Source organism: Massilia sp. Mn16-1_5 (assembly GCF_004798585.1).
Taxonomy (GTDB): Bacteria; Pseudomonadota; Gammaproteobacteria; order Burkholderiales; family Burkholderiaceae_D; genus Telluria.
Genome location: NZ_PPXQ01000024.1, coordinates 1 through 16,992 on the forward strand (window position 1 = coordinate 1; position 16,992 = coordinate 16,992).

General features: G+C 68.5%; 9 protein-coding genes. 3 read left to right on the plus strand and 6 right to left on the minus strand.

Going from position 1 to position 16,992, the window contains the following annotated elements:
• Positions 1-141: 141 nt before the first annotated feature.
• From recD to C2862_RS22360, 4 genes are all read right to left on the minus strand, one after another.
• Positions 142-2,085 (minus strand): exodeoxyribonuclease V subunit alpha, encoded by a 1,944-nt coding sequence (gene recD / locus C2862_RS22345; RefSeq protein WP_136222806.1) that lies wholly within the window; start codon positions 2,083-2,085, stop codon positions 142-144.
• A complete protein-coding gene (gene recB / locus C2862_RS22350) occupies positions 2,082-5,729 on the minus strand; it encodes an exodeoxyribonuclease V subunit beta (protein WP_136222808.1) in 3,648 nt (1,215 codons plus the stop codon). The genes recD and recB overlap by 4 nt, the downstream gene beginning before the upstream one ends.
• A complete protein-coding gene (gene recC, locus C2862_RS22355; RefSeq protein ID WP_136222810.1) occupies positions 5,726-9,124 on the minus strand; it encodes an exodeoxyribonuclease V subunit gamma in 3,399 nt (1,132 codons plus the stop codon). The genes recB and recC overlap by 4 nt, the downstream gene beginning before the upstream one ends.
• Positions 9,125-9,205: 81 nt before the next feature.
• Positions 9,206-12,298: a CHASE domain-containing protein gene (locus C2862_RS22360; RefSeq protein WP_136222812.1), complete on the minus strand. Its 3,093-nt coding sequence runs from the start codon at positions 12,296-12,298 to the stop codon at positions 9,206-9,208.
• 100 nt (positions 12,299-12,398) lie between these two features.
• Between C2862_RS22360 and C2862_RS22365 the strand changes: the two genes are divergently transcribed.
• Positions 12,399-14,480 carry a prolyl oligopeptidase family protein gene (locus C2862_RS22365; RefSeq protein WP_136222814.1) on the plus strand — a complete coding sequence of 694 codons (2,082 nt, stop codon included), beginning with the start codon at positions 12,399-12,401 and terminating at the stop codon, positions 14,478-14,480.
• Entirely contained in the window at positions 14,477-14,995 is a 519-nt protein-coding gene (locus tag C2862_RS22370) for a GNAT family N-acetyltransferase (protein WP_136222816.1), read from the plus strand. Before C2862_RS22365 ends, C2862_RS22370 begins: the two co-directional genes overlap by 4 nt.
• A gap of 54 nt (positions 14,996-15,049) precedes the next feature.
• Here C2862_RS22370 and C2862_RS22375 read toward each other — a convergent pair whose 3' ends face one another.
• Positions 15,050-15,661 (minus strand): acyl-homoserine-lactone synthase, encoded by a 612-nt coding sequence (locus tag C2862_RS22375; RefSeq protein WP_136222818.1) that lies wholly within the window; start codon positions 15,659-15,661, stop codon positions 15,050-15,052.
• 212 nt (positions 15,662-15,873) lie between these two features.
• Between C2862_RS22375 and C2862_RS22380 the strand changes: the two genes are divergently transcribed.
• Entirely contained in the window at positions 15,874-16,089 is a 216-nt protein-coding gene (locus C2862_RS22380) for a helix-turn-helix transcriptional regulator (protein WP_229467560.1), read from the plus strand.
• On the opposite strand, the gene C2862_RS22385 is transcribed toward C2862_RS22380, so the two are convergent.
• Positions 16,064-16,798 carry a LuxR family transcriptional regulator gene (locus C2862_RS22385; protein ID WP_136222822.1) on the minus strand — a complete coding sequence of 245 codons (735 nt, stop codon included), beginning with the start codon at positions 16,796-16,798 and terminating at the stop codon, positions 16,064-16,066. The genes C2862_RS22380 and C2862_RS22385 overlap by 26 nt on opposite strands.
• Positions 16,799-16,992 lie beyond the last annotated feature (194 nt).

Consider the following 16,992-nt stretch of genomic DNA (forward strand, 5'->3'; position numbering starts at 1 on the left):
CCAAGATGGCCGCTATCGGCGCTGCAATGCGTAAGCTGGCGCATCTGTGCTTTGGTGTCGTCCAGACCGGCAAGCCCTACGATCCAACATTTGCGATGTAAGGCTTGACGAGCAAGACGGTATCTACCAAACCCAGGCGATCTAGCGCTCGATCAGGTGCCGCAGCCCGCTCGCCCGGTGCGTCCGTCGCGCCACCGCTTCGGCCAGCACCGAGCCGTTCGGCGTCACCAGCGTGAACTGCGCGCTCGCCCGCGTGATGCCGGTGTAGACCAGCTCGCGCGTGAGGATGCCGTGGCGGTCTTCGGGCAGCACCAGCACGGTGTGGCGGAACTCCGAGCCCTGTGATTTATGCACCGTCATGGCGTACGCCGTCTCGACGTTGCGCAGGCGCGTGGCGAGCACGCTGCGGACCTCGTCGCCTTCCAGGAAGTAGACGCGCAGCGAGCCGGGGCGGGCCGGGTCGCCCAGGGTCAGGCCGATGTCGCCGTTGAAGACGCGGGTGCCATAGTCGTTGCGGGTCACCATCACCGGGCGCCCGACATACCATTCGCCGGCGCGGCGCAGCAGGCCGGCCGCCAGCAGGCTGGCCTCGATCGCCGTGTTCAGGCCGGACACGCCCCACTCGCCCTCGCGCACCGCGCACAGGATGCGGAAGGCCTCGAAGCGCTGCAGGACCGCGCGCACCCAATCCTCATGTGCGCCCTGCGGTCCTTCGCGCAGCAGTTCCAGGTAGGGCTGGTAGCCGGCCAGCGCCAGGCTCACCACCTGGTGCTGATGGGCGCCGTCGATCCAGCGCAGGGCACCCTCGCTCTCGCCACGCAGCACGGCTTCGGCGGCGCTTGCCTCGCCCGCGTTGACGGCCAAGGCCAGCTGGCCGATCGGACCGCCGAAGCGGCGGCTGTGGCGCAGCATCACGGTCTGCTGGGCCAGCGGCCCGGCAGCGCCCAGGTACTCGGGCGGCACTTCCTCGCCGCTCGCTTCCAGGACATAGGCAGCCGTATCGAGGCTGTAACCGCCGGACTGGGCGTCGTGGCACAGGTCGCCCAGCACGGCGCCCGCTTCCACCGAGGCCAGTTGATCCTTGTCGCCCAGCAGGACCAGGGTCGCGCCAGGGGGCAACGCGTCAAGCAGGCTGGCCATCATTTCGAGGTGCACCATCGAGGCTTCGTCGACGATCAGCACGTCGACGTCGAGCGGGTTGCCGGCGTGATGGGCAAAGGCGCGGCTGTCGGGACGCGCGCCCAATAAGCTGTGCAAGGTGCGCGCGGCCCCCATGCGGCCGGTGAGTTCGCGCAGCGGCAGCGCGTCGCCGACGCGCTCGGCCAGGTCGGTGAGCGCCTTGTCGATCGACTGTTTCAGGCGCGCGGCGGCCTTGCCGGTCGGCGCGGCCAGGGCGATGCGCTGTTGCCCGGCACTCGGCGCGGTCGCGAACAACAGCGCCAGCAGGCGCGCCACCGTATAGGTCTTGCCGGTACCCGGACCGCCGGTGATGATCGCGACCGAGCCGCGCAGGGCCACCGCGCAGGCCAGCTTTTGCCAGTCCGGCTTCTGCTCCGCGCGCTGGGAGGCGAACAGCAGGTCGAGCCAGGTGCGCACGTCCCCCGTGGCGACCGGCCGCGTGCTTGCCGCGCGCGCGCGGATGCTGTTCGCGACCAGGGTCTCGTCGCGCCAGTAACGGCGCAGGTAGAGGCGCTCGCCGTCGAAGACGAGCGGCGCGCCGAAGTCGAATTCGCCGACCTGCCAGACCTCCTCGCAGGCGGCCAGTTGCGCGGCCCAGGCCTTGGCACTCTTCGGCAGCGGCGCCACCGTGCCGGCCAGCCCCTGCCACCCCTCCCTGGTCCAGCCCAGCAGGCCGGCCGGATCGTGCGCCAGGTCGGCCACCTGCAGGCAGCTGTGGCCATGGCCCTCGAGTTCGGACAGCACCAGGGCTGCCAACAGAACCGGCGGAGCGACGGGTCCCAACGAATCGACGAAGCGGGCAAAGGCCAGCGACAGGCGGCGCAGCTCGCCGGCGTCGACCAGGCGTCCCGCTTCTTCCCACAAGGCCGTGGGCGAGGTGACGATCGCGCTGGTATGCGATTTCATGCGCCCCTCCCCAGCAGCTGGTCCAGCCCGTCGAGCAGTTCGACGTCCGGTTCGAGCAGGCAGCAGCCGTGCGTCGAGGTGTTGGCGATCCCGCGCAGGAACAGGAACACGGCGCCGCCCAGCTGCTGCGCCGGGTCGTAGTCCTCGCCGAGGCGGCTCTTGAGCAGGCGGTGCAGGGCCAGCATGTAGATCGCGCCCTGGATGTCGTAGCGGTGGCCGGCCATGCCCTCTTCCATCGCGCGTTTCGTGTAGGCGGCGTCGCCATTGCCGAGTGCATTCGACTTGTAGTCGAGTACCCAGTATTTGCCTTCGTGTTCGAACACGAGGTCGGCAAAGCCCTTGAGCATGCCGTGCAGCGCACGCTCCGGCAGCGTCGGCCGCGCGGCCTTGCCCAGCAGGCGCCGCCGGCACAGGCGGTCGAGAGCGGCCAGGTCCAGGCCCTCGCTCGGAAACCAGAATTCCATCTCCGGCACGGTGTTGGCCAGTTCGCTCAGGCTGGCGCCGATCGGCGGCAGGCGCGTGGTCACGACGGCGCGCAGCCAGGCCAACGCGTCGTCCAGGCGGTGGCCCCAGCCGGCGCGCTCGATACGCTGCGTGAGGCGTGCATCGAAGTGTTCGTCGTCGATCTTCTCGAACCCTTCCTGTCCGATCCACTCGAGCTGCTCGTGCAGGAAGTTGCCCGGCACCGAGCCGCGCGGGAAGCGATGCCAGGGCGCGTCGTCGACCCTTGGCGCCGGCAGCGGCTCCTCGTCTTCCAGCAGCGTTTCCTCGGCGGCGCGCATCGGCGGCGCCGTCGTGTGGCGCGTGATCGAGGTGAAGGAACCGACCGTCCAGTTGCGCTCGAAGTCGGCCCCGAAAGGCGCCGCCTCCACCAGGCCCGGGCGCTCCTCGACGCGATCGAGCATGGTGCAGCCGTCCAGCGGATCGAGGGTATGCAGTTCGATGCCGGCGCAGTTGCCGCGCAGGCGGGCCAGGTGCTCGCGCAGGCTTGTGGTCGGCACGGGCTCGCCGCCGCTCAGCAGGTAGCCGAGCGCCGATTCGTGCAGCAGGTTCTCGCCCTTCTTGCGGCTCGCCACGGCCGCCACGCCCAGCCACAGGAAGTGGCGCGCGCGTGTCAGCGCCACGTAGAGCAGGCGCAGGTCTTCTTCCAGGCGCGCCCGGTCCACCGCCTGCAGCGCCTCGTCCGACAAGGCCAGATCGATGCGCCGTCCGCCCTCCTCGTCGACGTATTCGAAGAAGCTGCGATTGCGCTTGTCGGTCTTGCGCGCGGTGACGGCAAAGGGCAGGTAGACCAGCGGGTATTCCAGGCCCTTCGACTTGTGCACGGTGATGACCTTGACCAGCTCGGCGTCGCTTTCCAGGCGCAGCACGCGCTCGTCGCCGCCCTCGCCCAGGCCTTCGATCTGTTCGGCGAACCAGCGGATCAGGGCCTGCTCGCCATCGAGTTGGGTGCTGGCCTGCTGCAGCAGTTCGGCCAGGTGCAGCAGGTTCGTGAGCCTGCGCTCGCCGCCCGGCTCGCGCAAGAGCCGCGCCGGCAGCCCGAGTTCGTGGATGAAGCGGCGCAGCATGGCCAGCACGCCCTGGCGCTGCCAGGTCGCGTGCAGGGCTTTCAATTGCTCGACCCGTTCTTCCCACACGGTTTCGTCGCCCGAGAGGCGCGCCAGTTCGCTCAGCGGCAGGTCGGCCGTGCGTGTGGCCAGCGCCGCGCGCGCCAGCGTGCCGTCGAGGGGACTGGCGACGGCGTACAGCCAGCGCAGCATGTCCTGGGCCTCTTCGCTGTCGACCACCGAATCCTTGTCGGACAGGTAGACGCTCGCGACCTTGCGGCGCGCCAGCGCCTGGCGGATCGCCGCCGCCTCGCGCCGGTCGCGCACCAGCACCGCGATGTCGGCAGGCTGCAGGCGCACGAAGCGCCCGCCCAGCTGCTCGGGATCGGGCTCGGCGAAGCCGACCTGCGGGTCGTTCAGCAGCGAGACGATGTGTTCGGCGCAGTGATTCGCGAAGAAGCTCCGGTACTCCTCGGCCTTCATCTCTTCCTGGTCGGTGGTGCACATCGCCAGCGCCTGGTACGGCCCGTCGACGCCGACCAGGTGCGCACCCCTGCCCGCCGCGCGCACCGAGTCGAAAGGCAGCGGATTGATGTTCCCGCGCCGGAAGCGGAAGGCACCGGCCGCGTGGCCCGGATGTTCACCATGCCCTTCGGCGTGGCGGAACAGCTGGTTCACGGCATCGACCAGTGCGGCGGTCGAGCGATAGTTGGTGCCGAGCTGGTAGTGCCGGCCCTCGGTTGCGCGGCGCGCCGCCAGGTAGCTGTGGATGTCGGCGCCGCGGAAACCGTAGATCGACTGCTTCGGGTCGCCGATCAGAAACAGGCCCTGGGCCGGATCGTTGTCCTCGACCCGGTACAGCAGGTTGAAGATGCGGTACTGGTCGGGCGAGGTATCCTGGAATTCGTCGATCAGCGCCACCGGATACTGGCTGACGATGCGCTGGCGCAGCGCTTCGCCGTTGACGCCCTCGAGGGCGTCCTTCAGGCGCGCCAGCATGTCGGCAAAGCCGAACTGGCGGTTGCGCGTCTTCAGTTCCATCATGCGCTGCGCGATGTGGCCGGCCGCATGGCGCAGCAGCGCATGCGACAGCGGGGAAATCGCACCCAGCGCCTCACGCAGGTCTTCCGTACAGCCGAAGCAGTCCGGCACCACGGCATGGAAATCCTTGCCGAACGCGTCTTCCAGGCCGTGCGGGGTCAGGCGCTTCCAGGCCGTCTCGTTCAGGTCGGGCATGAGCATGAGCGGATCGCCGGCCCAGCTGCGCAGCGCCTCGAACCACTTCGGCACCGAATCGACGCGCATCTTGTTGCCGTTGAAGGCTTTCGGGTTGCGCTCGCGGTGGCCGGCGATCCAGCGCTCCATCTCGCCCGCGCGTTCGAACCAGCCCTCCTTCAGGCGCGCCAGCTCCTCCTGCAGCCTGCGCTGCACGCGCGCGACCAGGCTGGCCAGCGGCTCCGGATCGGGCATGCCGAGCGTGGCCGTGCGCCCCACCAGGTCGCGCACCGCGCCCTTCAAGGCTTCGACGTCGCGCCAGCAGCCGAGCACCGCCGCCAGCGCGCCGCTGTTCAGCGGGTACACGTGCTGGCGCCAGTAATCGTGGGCGGCGTCTTCGAACAGCGCGCGCTCGTCGCTGACCAGTTCCTCGTCGAACAGGCTGCCGCTGTCGAAAGCGTGCTCGCGCAGCATGCGCTGGCACCAGGCGTCGATGGTGAAGATCGCCGCCTCGTCCATGGTCTCGGCCGCCAGTACCAGGCGGTGTGCCGCGATCTGGCGTTCGGATTCGGTGTCGTAGCTGCTGGCCAGCGCTTCCAGGTAGGGGTCGGACTCCTTGCCCTCGCCACGGAAATAGGCCGCGGCGCCGACCAGGCGCTCGCGTACCCGGTTGGCCAGCTCGCGCGTGGCCGCACGCGTAAAGGTCATGACCAGGATCTGCGACGGCAGCAGCGGCTGGGCAAAGGCGTCCGCGCCGCCGTGGCCGAGGACCAGGCGCAGGTAGAGCGCGGCGATGGTCCAGGTCTTGCCGGTGCCGGCGCTGGCCTCGATCAGGCGCGAGCCGTGCAGCGGGAAGCTCAGGGCGTCGAGCAGCTGGCTCATTGCGCGTCCCCTCCGTGTGGCGTGACCTGGATGTGCTGGCCGAGCCAGGTCGCCAGGGCGCCGTACAGGGCATCGGCGAGGTCGGGCCAGCCGCCGGCCGCGACCAGCAGCGAGAACTCCGGCCACAGGCGCGCGAGACAGGGCTCGCGTTCGACTTCGCCCGCGATTTCGTAGCCGCCGTCGTAGACCGCGCGCGGATCGCCTTCGGCCAGGTAAGCCAGCGCCGTCCTGCAGGCCACCGGCAGCGGCGCGTTCAGGTTGTGGCGCCACAGTCCCGCGATCTCGTTCAGCTGCGCCAGCGCCAGTTCAGGCTCGATGGGGACCATGGTGACGACGGCGTCGCGCGCGACCAGGTAGCCGGTGACCGCCGCGCCGGCTGCGCTGGCCGCGAGCTGGCGCAGCCAGGCATCGATCAGCTTGTCGCCGCGCGGGGCGCCGGATTTATCGAGCACCTTCGAGGAAATCTGCATCAGCCAGGCGGTCTGCTGCCCATCGCTGCGCAGGCGGTCGATCCAGTCTTCGAGCACCAGGCCGTCGAGGCCGAGGGTGACGGCCAGCTTCGGCGCCGCCTGCGGGAAGCGCCGGCCCAGTTGCAGCCAGGCGCGCCGCACCGGCACCAGGCCGTCGACCAGCTGCTGCTGCCATTGGCGCCCGACCAGGCCGATCGGCAGCACGCCTTCGCGCGCCAGGCGTTCGGCCCGCGCATCGAGCGTCTGCCGCACTTCGTCGGGTTCCTCGGCGGTGCCGGAATCGTCGAGCAGGCTGTCTTCCAGGAAGTAGCGGTCCAGGGCGTCGAGCGAGAACGGTTCCTCGTCCTCGCCCAGCACTTCGGCCGCGTTGAAGATCACGCCCAGGCGGCGCCGGAAGAAGTAGCGCGCCGGCTGTTTCAGGAAGCTCGCCAGCTCCGAAAGCTTCAGGCGGAAGTCGTCTTCCAGCTCGTAGGGCGGCAAGGCGTCGCCATCGTCCGCACGTTCGCTCTCGCCATGCGCGGTCCGCCATTCGCGTGCATAGGTCAGCAGGCCGCCCTCTTCGAAATAGCGACGGCTGAAGGGCTGCAGCGCGTGTTCGGTCGTGAGGGTAGCGAGGTCGAGGTCCCAGCCCGCGTGCAGGTAGTCGCGCAGCTGCGCCACCAGCACCGAGGCCGGCTGCTCGCTGTTGTCGCGCACGTTGCGGCCGACCCAGCTGACGTAGAGCCGGTCGCGCGCCGCCAATAAGGCTTCGAGCATCAGGTAGCGGTCGTCGTCGCGGCGCGAGCGGTCGCCGGGCCGGCTCATGCCCGGGAGGGCCAGCAGGTCGAAATCGTTCTGCGGCGAGCGGCGCGGGAAGTCGCCGTCGTTCATGCCGAGCAGGCAGACCGCACGGAAGGGAACAGCGCGCATCGGCATCAGCGTGCAGAAGGTAACGCCGCCCGAGACGAACTGGTGGTTCAGGGTCGGCTGGTCGATCTGGCCGAGCCAGGCTTCGCGCAGCACCGCCAGCGGCACGGGTTCATCGAAGCCGCCCGCTTCCGTCATCTCGAGCCAGCAATTCAGGGCTTCGTGCAGCTGGGCCAGGGTGATGCGGTCGTCTTCCTCGCGGCCGTCGAAGAAGGCGGCCAGCAGGGCGCGCGCCTGCACGCCCCACTCCGCCGGGGTCCGCGCCTGCGCCAGGCGCGCGCGCCACTCCAGCAAGGCTTCGACGAACTGGGCCAGCGAGCCGGCCAGCGCCGCATCGAGCCCACCCACTTCGGCATAGGGCTCGATCTCGCCGAAGCGCGCGCCGGCACCGCTGGCGTAGCCGAGCAACATGCGCCGCACACCGAAGATCCAGGCGTTCTGTTCGCCCGCTGCGCCAAGGCCCAGGCCGGCGCGGTGCTCGCGGTCCAGGCCCCAGCGCACGCCGGCGCCGTCGATCCAGGCGCCCAGCGTGGGCAGGTCGTCTTCGCGCAAGCCGAAGCGTGTGCTGACGGCCGGCACGTCGAGCAGGTCGCGGATCTCGCTCTGGCGGCAGCGCTGCTGTGGCAGGCGCAGCAGCCATTCAAGCGCCACCAGCAGCGGATTGACGCTGCGGTCGCGCGTGTCGCCGATCTCGAACGGGATGTGGCGCGGATCGCTGCGCTTATGCTGGTCGAAGACGGCGTGGATCGCGGCCGAGAAGGTGTCGATGTCGGGCACCATGACGACGATGTCGCGCGGACGCAGCGTCGGGTCCTGCTCGAACCAGGACAGCAGCTGGTCGTGCAGCACCTCGACTTCGCGCTGGGTGCTGTGGGTGAGGTGGAACGCGATGGAACGGTCGTCGGGCGGCGGCGGCAGGTGGGGATGTTCGGACAGCGGCAGCAGGTCGCGCACGGCGGCCTGCACCTGCTGGAGCAGGGTCTCGCCCTCGCTTTCCGAGAACAGGTCGACCCGCATCTTCGCGATGCCGTCGGTTTCAGGGCGCCCCTCCTCGTTGTCGAATTCGTCGAGCATGCGCACGAAGTCGCGCCCCTGGCGCCCCCAGCTGGCCAGCAGCGGATGGCTGTGCGCATGCAGTTCCTCGATCGGCAGCGTGGCCAGGTCGATGCCGCCGCGCGCCGGTTGGCGTTTATGGGCGGCCCTCAAGAGTTCGCGCCCTTCGATGATGTCGCCCCAATAAAACTGGCAGGGATTCGGCACCGCCAGCAGCACCTGCGTGTGGCGCGAGAGCGCGGCAATCGCCTGCAGGGTCTGGTACGGCAGGGCCGACATCCCGAACAGCACCACGCGGCGCGGCAGGCGTCCGCTGGGCGGGTCGCCCGACAGGATCCTGGCGACGAAGACTTCGTGGATGGCCGCGCGGCCGGTACCGCGCTGCATCGGCGGGACGCTCTCGTGCACGGCGCGCCACAGGCGTGCCTGCCAGCGCTGGTCCGGAGCGAGGGGCACCGGGTCGCCGCCGGCGCGGCGCAGCTGGTCGCGGCCGATTTCCCAATCGGTCAGCCAGTCGGCGCGATACACCTGGTACTGGTCGTAGAGATCGGCCAGGCGTTCGGCCAGCTGCAGGCGGCGCTCGGGGCAACCGTCACCGAGGAAGTGGGTCAGCGGCGCGAACACGGGTTCGTCCAGCAGCAAGGGCAGCAGGCGCATCAGGCGCCAGGTCAGCGGATCGCGATCGAAAGGCGAACGGCTCGGGACCCGCTCGCGTCCCAGCATGGTGCGATAGGCTTCCCACAGGAAGCGGCCGGGCAGCGCGACGCGAGTGGCGGCGCAGACCCCGAGCTCCTCGGCCAGCGCGATTTTCAGCCATTCGGCGAAGCCGTTCGACTGCACCAGGATGGTCTCCTGTTCCAGCGGCCCGAGCGGATGCCCGCGCAGCCAGTCGAAGACGGCGGCGCGCAGCATTTCCATCTGGTTGCCGTGCAAAATCAGCAAGCCGGGGGTGATCGCGGAGGACATCGGGAGGAGGTGTGGTCGTTTGGGCAGCTCAGGCGCAACAGGATACTCTTTTTGGCGGCCCGAAGGAAGGCAAGGGCGTGCTCAGCGCCCATCCGTGGCGCGGGCGCCAAGTTCGGCTGCGACCTGGCGCTCGAGCCTGGCAAAGATGCTGCGCAGACGTGCACTCATGGCTTTTGCCTGGGCGCCATTACCGGGGCCGTGATGCCGCTCCAGCTCGGCACACAGATTGGCAAAACTGAAGGCGCCCACGGCGCGCGCCGAGGATTTCATGCGGTGGGCGACCGATCCGGCGCGCGCCAGGTCGTTCGAGACCAGGGCGATGTCGATTTCGGCCAGGCCTTCGCGCGCGCTGTCGAGGAACATGAAGGCGAACTTGCGCATCTTGTCCGGATCGCTGCCGAAGGTGGCGGCGAGCGCGCCGATGTCGAGCAGGGACTCCGCCGCCGGCGCCGGCGCAGCCGCCTGGACCTTGGGTGCGGGCGGCTGCGGCACGGCGGGAGCGCCCTGCCGTCGCGTCCCGGCCCGTTCGATGGCGCGCGCGATCGTCGCCGCCAGGTGCTCGGGCGCCACCGGCTTGGTGAGGAATTCGTCCATGCCGGCCGCCATGCAGCGCGCCTGGTCCTCGACGCCGGCATTCGCCGTCATCGCGATCACCACCGTATCGCGCAATACCGGATCGGCGCGGATGCGGCGCGTGGCCTCGAAGCCGTCCATGACCGGCATCTGCACGTCCATCAAGACACAGTCGAAGCGCCGCCGCAGCATCTGCTCGAGCGCCTCGCTGCCGTTGCCGGCGACGACCACCGCCGCGCCCGCGCTTTCCAGCAGCTCGCGCCCGACCTGCTGGCTGAAGACGTTGTCTTCGACCAGCAACACCGAGGTGCCCGCCAGCGTACCACCAGGCGTACCGTCGAGCCGGCGCGCGGAGGTACCGGGCGCCGGCGCCGGCGTAGCGCTGCGCGCTGCGCGTGCGCCCGCGGCGCCGCCCTGCCCCAGGCGCGCCGTGAACCAGAAGGTGCTGCCGCGCCCAAGCTCGCTCTCGACACCGACTTCGCCGCCCATGAGTTCGGCCAGCTGCTTGCTGATCACCAGGCCCAGCCCGGTGCCGCCATAGCGCCGCGTGGTCGAGGGATCGGCCTGGTGGAAGGAGGTGAACAGCTGCGCCCTCTCGCCAGGCTCGATGCCGATGCCGTGGTCCTCGACTTCGAAACGCACCAGGGTGTCGTGCCCGATCGGGCCAAGCGCCCGCGCGCGCACGGTAATGCTGCCCTGCTCCGAGAACTTGATGGCATTTCCGACGAAATTGAGCAGCACCTGTTCAAGCCGCAGCGGATCGCCGCGCAGCGGGCGCGCCAGCTCGGGCGCGATGTCGCACTCCAGGCGCAGGCCCTTGGCCGCCGCCGTTTCCCCGAGCTGGGTGTCGATGTTGCGCATCAGGGCGTCGAGGCGGAAGTCGAGCAGTTCCAGCTCGACGCGCCCGGCCTCGATCTTCGAAAAATCGAGGATGTGGGTGATGATCCCGAGCAGGTGCTGGCCCGAGTGCCAGATCTTTTCCAGGTAGCCGCGCAGCCTGGGTTCGTGGGCGGACTGGAGGGCCAGGTGGGTCATGCCGATGATGGCGTTCATCGGTGTGCGGATCTCGTGGCTCATGTTCGACAGGAAGTCGCTTTTCGCCTGGTTGGCGGCATCGGCGGCGGCCTTCAGCTGGTGCAGGTCGGTGACGTCGGTGGCCACGCACAGCACGCCGCCGACGTCGCCGCCAAGCTCGCCATCGAGGCGCACCGGCACCTTCACTTCCCACAGCTGGCGCACGCCGTCTTCCAGCGCGATTTCGACCTGGCTGGCGCGGCGCGTGCCGTCGAACACGGCGCGCTCGCGCTCCCAGGCGGCATCGGCCAGCTTGGCCGGCATCACCTCGCGGTCGCTGCGGCCGACGATGCGCTCGGCGCTCTGGCCCAGCACCAGCGCCGTCTTCGCGTTCACGTAGCGGAAGCGCCGGTCGCGGTCCTTCATGTAGACGAAGGCGTCGAGGTTGTCGAGCACCGTGTCGAGCAGGGTGCGCTGCTCGATCGCGACCCGGCGCGACCAGTACAGCGACAGGAACAGGCTATATACCAGCAAGGTGGCGGCAAAGCCGGTTGCCAGCGCCAGCAGCGGCAGGCGCCGGTCCAGCGGCAGGTGCAGGGCCTCCTTCGGGGCGCTGAAATGGGCTTTCCACAAGCCGCCGCCGAAATCGACCGGCAGCACGGCAGTGAAGGTATCGGCCTCGTCGAACACGCGGGTGCGCACGGAACCGTCGCCGTACAGCAGGCGGTCGGCCGGACTCAGCGCCAACGCGGCCCCGGCTGCCGTCCTGGAGACGTTCGTTGCAAACAGCGCCATCGAAACGGGATCGTCGGCATGGCCGCCGAGCGCGCGCTCGACCAGGGCCGGCACCGAGAACGCGACGCCGACGCCGCCCATGTAGGCGGCGCGCCGTTCGGCCACCGTGGCGGGCGTGGCGCCGCCGCGGTACACGGGGGCGCGCATGTTAAGGACCAGGTGCGGCACCGGGAGCGGCACCTGCAGCGGCGCGCCCGAGGCGCTGATGCCGCCGCTGTCGCGCGCCTGCGCCAGCGCATCGGCCACCGCCGGGCGGGCGGCGATGTCCATGCCGAGGCGGTCCAGCATCATCTCGGGCGGCTCGATATAGCTCAGCACCGTATAGCTGGGGCGGCGTCCGGGCGGACGGACCGTGAAGTCCGGGTAGCCGCCCGGGACCAGGCTGCGGTCGGCGCGGACCGTGGCCTCGAAAGCGGCGCGATCGGCATCGGGCACGAGCTGCGCATAAGAGATGGCATCGATCGCCGGATAGTGCGTCTTGATGTCGAGCGCATCGACGTAGCGATGGAACTGCAGCCGGGTGACCGGCGTATCGTTGGCTGCGAACAGCGAGACCAGGGCGCGCGTGACGTCGGTATAGGACTTGATGGCGCCCGCCAGGCGTTCCTGGGTGGCGCGGGCGCGGTTCTCGAAGCGGCGCCGCGCTTCCTCCTCGACCGTGCGCGTCGCCGCCATGTGCAGCAAGGCCCCCACCAGCAAGGACAGCCACAGGCCCGCGCCCCACAGCACGACGCGGGTAGTGCCGCGCGCGCCGGCGGCTGCGCCTATGCTGCGGGTGATCGACAGGGCCATCGCTGTGTCATGCTCAGTGTCATGCGTGCTCGATTAGGAAACATTGTTGATAATATACGCTAATGGATGTCGTTGGGGCGTCCGGCAAGCGAGGCGTTCGATGCGGAAAACGGCGGCAAAAGCGATGATGGGCCTGGCGGCATTGGCAGGCGGCGGCGCGGCAGCGCAGGAGAAGGCGGACCCTTATCTGTGGCTGGAAGACGTGGGCGGCGACAAGCCGCTGGCCTGGGTACGCGAACACAACGCGGTCTCCGAAAAGGCCCTCGGCGGCGCGGCCCATGACGCCCTGCGCACCCGGTTGCAGTCCATCCTCGACGCCAAGGAGCGCATCCCCTACGTCAGCCGCCACGGCGACTACCTGTACAACTTCTGGCGCGACGCCGACCACGTGCGCGGCATCTGGCGCCGCACCACGATGATTGAATACCGCAAGGCGGCGCCGCGCTGGGAGACCGTGATCGATCTCGACGCGCTGGCACGCCTTGAGAACGAGAACTGGGTGTGGGCCGGCACGACCTGCCTGGAGCCGCGCGGCACACGCTGCCTGGTCTCGCTCTCGCGCGGCGGCGGCGACGCCGAGGTGGTACGCGAATTCGACCTCGAAGCGCGTGCCTTCGTGAAGGACGGCTTCGCGCTGCCCGAGGCGAAAAGCAGCGTCGCCTGGATCGACCGCGACACCCTGTTCGTCGCCACCGACTTCGGCCCCGGCTCGATGACCAGCTCGGGCTACCCTCGCATCGTCAAGCAGTGGAAGCGCGGCACGCCGCTGGCAAACGCAGTTCCCGTGTTCGAGGCCGGCCTGAAGGACCTCTCGGCCTCGGCGCGCAAGGACATGACGCCCGGCTTCGAGCGCGAATTCGTGACGCGCCAGATCGGCTTCTACAGCAGCGAACTGTTCCTGCGCCGCGACGGCCGCCTGCGGAAAATCGAGAAGCCGGACGATGCCAACGCCTATGCGGTGCGCGACCAGTTGCTGCTCGAACTGCGCTCGGATTGGACGGTCGCGGGACGCAGCTGGCCGCAAGGCAGCCTGCTGGCCATCGATTTCGAGCGCTTCCTTGGCGGCGCGCGCGATTTCGAGCCCCTGTTCACCCCAAACGCCACCAGTTCGCTTGACGGCGTGGCCGTCACCCGCGGCGCCCTGCTGCTGACGGTGCTCGACAAGGTCAAGAACCGCCTGTTCGAACTGCGCAGGGAGGATGGCCGCTGGCAGCGCCGCGAAGTAGCCGCACCCGGCATCGGCACCCTCGGCGTGGCCAGCCTGGACGAGATCGAGTCGGACGACTACTTCCTCAGCGTGACGGGCTTCCTGACGCCGACCACGCTCTATCTCGGCCATGCGGGCACGGACACGCGCGAGCAGCTCAAGGCCATGCCGTCCTGGTTCGATGCGACACCGTACACGGTGTCCCAGTTCGAGGCGAAGTCGAAGGACGGCACCATGGTGCCCTATTTCGTCGTCATGGACCGGCGCGCGAAACTGGATGGCAAGAATCCGACCGTCCTGTACGGTTATGGCGGCTTCGAAGTGTCGCTGAAGCCCTCGTACAGCGGCTTGATCGGCGCCGGCTGGCTCGAGCGCGGCGGCGTGTATGTACTGGCGAACATCCGCGGCGGCGGCGAATTCGGTCCGCGCTGGCACCAGGCGGCCCTGAAGGAACAGCGGCAAAAGACCTTCGACGATTTCCTCGCGGTGGCGCAAGACCTCATCCGGCGCAAAGTGACGTCGCCGCGCCACCTCGGCATCATGGGCGGCAGCAATGGCGGCCTGCTGGTGGGCGCGGCGCTGACCCAGCGGCCCGATTTGTTCAATGCGGTCGTGTGCCAGGTGCCGCTGCTGGACATGCGGCGCTACCACACGCTGCTGGCGGGCGCCTCGTGGATGGGAGAGTACGGCGATCCGGACGATCCGGCGCAGTGGACAAGCATCGGCAAGTACTCGCCTTACCAGAACGTTTTCTCGGACAAGCACTATCCGCGTGTCTTATTTACAACATCGACCCGCGATGATCGGGTCCATCCGGGCCATGCGCGCAAGATGGCGGCGCTGATGGAGAGCCAGGGGCACGATATCCTGTACTGGGAAAACACGGAAGGCGGCCATGCGGGTGCGGCCAACAACACCCAGCAGGCACGCATGTGGGCGCTGACCTGGTCCTTCCTGCACGAGCAGCTGAAATGAACACACTATATAGAGGCGACGCCGCCGTGCGTCGGCTGGCCGCGCACGAGTGGCCGCTGTATCGGGCGCTGCGCCTGCGCGCGCTGGCCGATGCGCCCGACGCCTTCGGCAGCACGCTGGCCGAGGAGGAGACGCGCAGCGACGCGGACTGGGCCTGGCGCCTGAACCTGGGCGCCGCATCAAACCGCGACCTGCCGCTGGTGGCGCAACTGGCCGGCGAGCCGGTGGGACTGGCCTGGGCCAAGGTCGATGCAGCCGACCCGGCGCGCGTGAACCTGTTCCAGGTGTGGATCGCACCGCAAGCCCGCGGCCACGGGCTGGCGGGCGCCCTGCTCGATGCGGCCCTGGCCTGGGCACGCGGCACGGGCGCACGGGCAATGCAGCTGGGCGTCGTCTGCGGGAACGATGCCGCGCGCAGGCTCTACGAGCGCGCGGGGTTTCGCGACATCGGCGAGCCGGAGCCGCAGCGGCCGGGTTCCAGCCGCATGGAGCAGATAATGCGTTTGGAACTGTAGGGGTCATCGAGGCCATTGGCCTCGATGACCCCGTACGGTACACCGCCGCCCGCGTTATTGCGGCAAGCCGCGCGTACGCTGCTTGCCCGCCCCATACCGCACCACCGCCGGATAGCTGGCGTCGATGTCGACGTACAGCGCCACCGCCGTCTCGACCCCGATCACGACCGGGTCGCCGAGGCGCTCGGTGACGATGCCGGCGCGGCGCAGCAGGCGCTCGATGGCGGTCGTGGTGACCGTCACGTACTTTTCGATGCCGTGCTCGTAGCCGTAGCGGGTGATCGCGGCGAAAGACTCCATCGTGATTTCCGAGAATCCGAACTGGCCGCTGCCGCCGGTCTCGATGGCGAAGCGCGAGAGTTCCCAGATGTGCTCGTCGCTAGGAGCGTCCTGCCCGTGCAGCAGCTGGGGGAAGGAATCCTTCAGCATGTAAGGGCCGGTGGTCGGCAGCAGGCGCCAGCAGCCGCGCAGGATGCCCTGGCCCGGCTCGCGCATCATCATGTAGTGCGGCTCCAGTGCATCGTAGCCGTCGATTTCCATACCCGACAGGACCGGCACTTCCCAGCCCAGCCGGCCCTGGAACACCTTTGCGCGCAGTGTGTGCATCTCGCGGAGATCGCGGGATTGGAACTCGCGCCGTGCTGCGATATCGATTTGCAGTGCCATGTCGTTCTCCCTAATTGTTGACGAAAATATCTATGCGACAGGCATGAAGCTTCATGCAATCCGGGCAGCACCGGTACTAGCAAGTCTGCTAGGTGGCTAGGAAGTGACACAGTGGAATACTAAGTTTTTCACCCGAACAACCAAGGAGAGGGACCATGCCAAACGACTTCATCAGCGAATCCATGCTTGCCCGTCCGGGCGTCCAGCCGGTCATGCCGATGCCGATGCAGATGCGGGCGCCGCACGCGGACCTGCGCCAGTTCCGCATCAGCAAGCGTGAAAGTCAGGAGAAATTCTGGGGCCGCTTCGGCGTGACCCAGTCGAGCGGTAGCCGTTTCGAGACCGGGCTGGCGATTCCGGCCCCGGTGGCGATCCTGTTGAAGCTCTACGTTGCCGGCAAACTCAACGATGGCGATCTTCAGGGTTGAGCAGCCCGAGCGCGATCGCTTTCACGACCGCCTGCTGGCGTGTGTTGACGTTGAATTTCTGACGCACGTTGGCCAGGTGGAAGTTGACGGTCGCTTCGGAACACCGGGTGATCATCGAGATCTCCCATGAGGACTTGCCCGCCATGACCCAGTTGAGCACTTCGAGCTCGCGCCGGGTCAGGCGCGGCACCTCCTCGCCCCCGCTCGGATGGGCGAAGGGCAGCGAAGCGGCAAAGGCATAGTCGCGCACCAGCGTCAGGTCGGCCATGCCATGGGCGATTTCGCGCGTAAATTTCTCGCCGGGCGCCGTATCGGACGCCAGGCTGAGCAGCCCCACCTCGCCGTTCGGCCCGTGGATCGGCAGCGTCACGCCCGTGCGCATGCCGTACGCGCAGGCCTCTTCATACAGGACGCGCCCGCCCGAGGTGGCGAAGGCTTCCGGTTCCCAGACGATGGGCAAATTACTGATCAGACAATGGCCGACCGTCGGATCGACGTAGGCGAAGCGTTCGGCATCGTAGCGTTCGCGCCATTCGGGCGAATAGTTGGTCTGGACGAAGGCGTTTTCGTACTGGGCGTGCCGCGAATGCACTACCGCATACATCACATGCTCGAAGCCGATCTCGCCAGCGATTCCGAGCAGGGCCCGGCGCCAGGATTCGGCGTCCTTGGATTCCAGTAGCTGCACCAACTGTGCAGTTTCAATCATGGCGCTTGGCTCGCGTAGAAGTAGGGATCGACTATGCTAATGGCATACTGCAAAGAAAGCATGCGTCCTAGCAATTCTAGCAAGTTAATTGCATATTTAGTTAACAAATTTTGTAGCGATTTTGCGACGACTTTCAGTACCGCAATCCAATCGTGCGCTCTGAAAAGTTTGTTTCCGCTACCCTCCCCCGCTCG

Bases quoted from the DNA above. Each gene is read 5' to 3' on its own strand.
- recD (WP_136222806.1), bottom strand. From the start codon at position 2,085: ATGAAATCGCATACCAGCGCGATCGTCACCTCGCCCACGGCCTTGTGG.
- recB (WP_136222808.1), bottom strand. From the start codon at position 5,729: ATGAGCCAGCTGCTCGACGCCCTGAGCTTCCCGCTGCACGGCTCGCGC.
- recC (WP_136222810.1), bottom strand. From the start codon at position 9,124: ATGTCCTCCGCGATCACCCCCGGCTTGCTGATTTTGCACGGCAACCAG.
- C2862_RS22360 (WP_136222812.1), bottom strand. From the start codon at position 12,298: ATGGCCCTGTCGATCACCCGCAGCATAGGCGCAGCCGCCGGCGCGCGC.
- C2862_RS22365 (WP_136222814.1), top strand. From the start codon at position 12,399: ATGCGGAAAACGGCGGCAAAAGCGATGATGGGCCTGGCGGCATTGGCA.
- C2862_RS22370 (WP_136222816.1), top strand. From the start codon at position 14,477: ATGAACACACTATATAGAGGCGACGCCGCCGTGCGTCGGCTGGCCGCG.
- C2862_RS22375 (WP_136222818.1), bottom strand. From the start codon at position 15,661: ATGGCACTGCAAATCGATATCGCAGCACGGCGCGAGTTCCAATCCCGC.
- C2862_RS22380 (WP_229467560.1), top strand. From the start codon at position 15,874: ATGCCGATGCCGATGCAGATGCGGGCGCCGCACGCGGACCTGCGCCAG.
- C2862_RS22385 (WP_136222822.1), bottom strand. From the start codon at position 16,798: ATGATTGAAACTGCACAGTTGGTGCAGCTACTGGAATCCAAGGACGCC.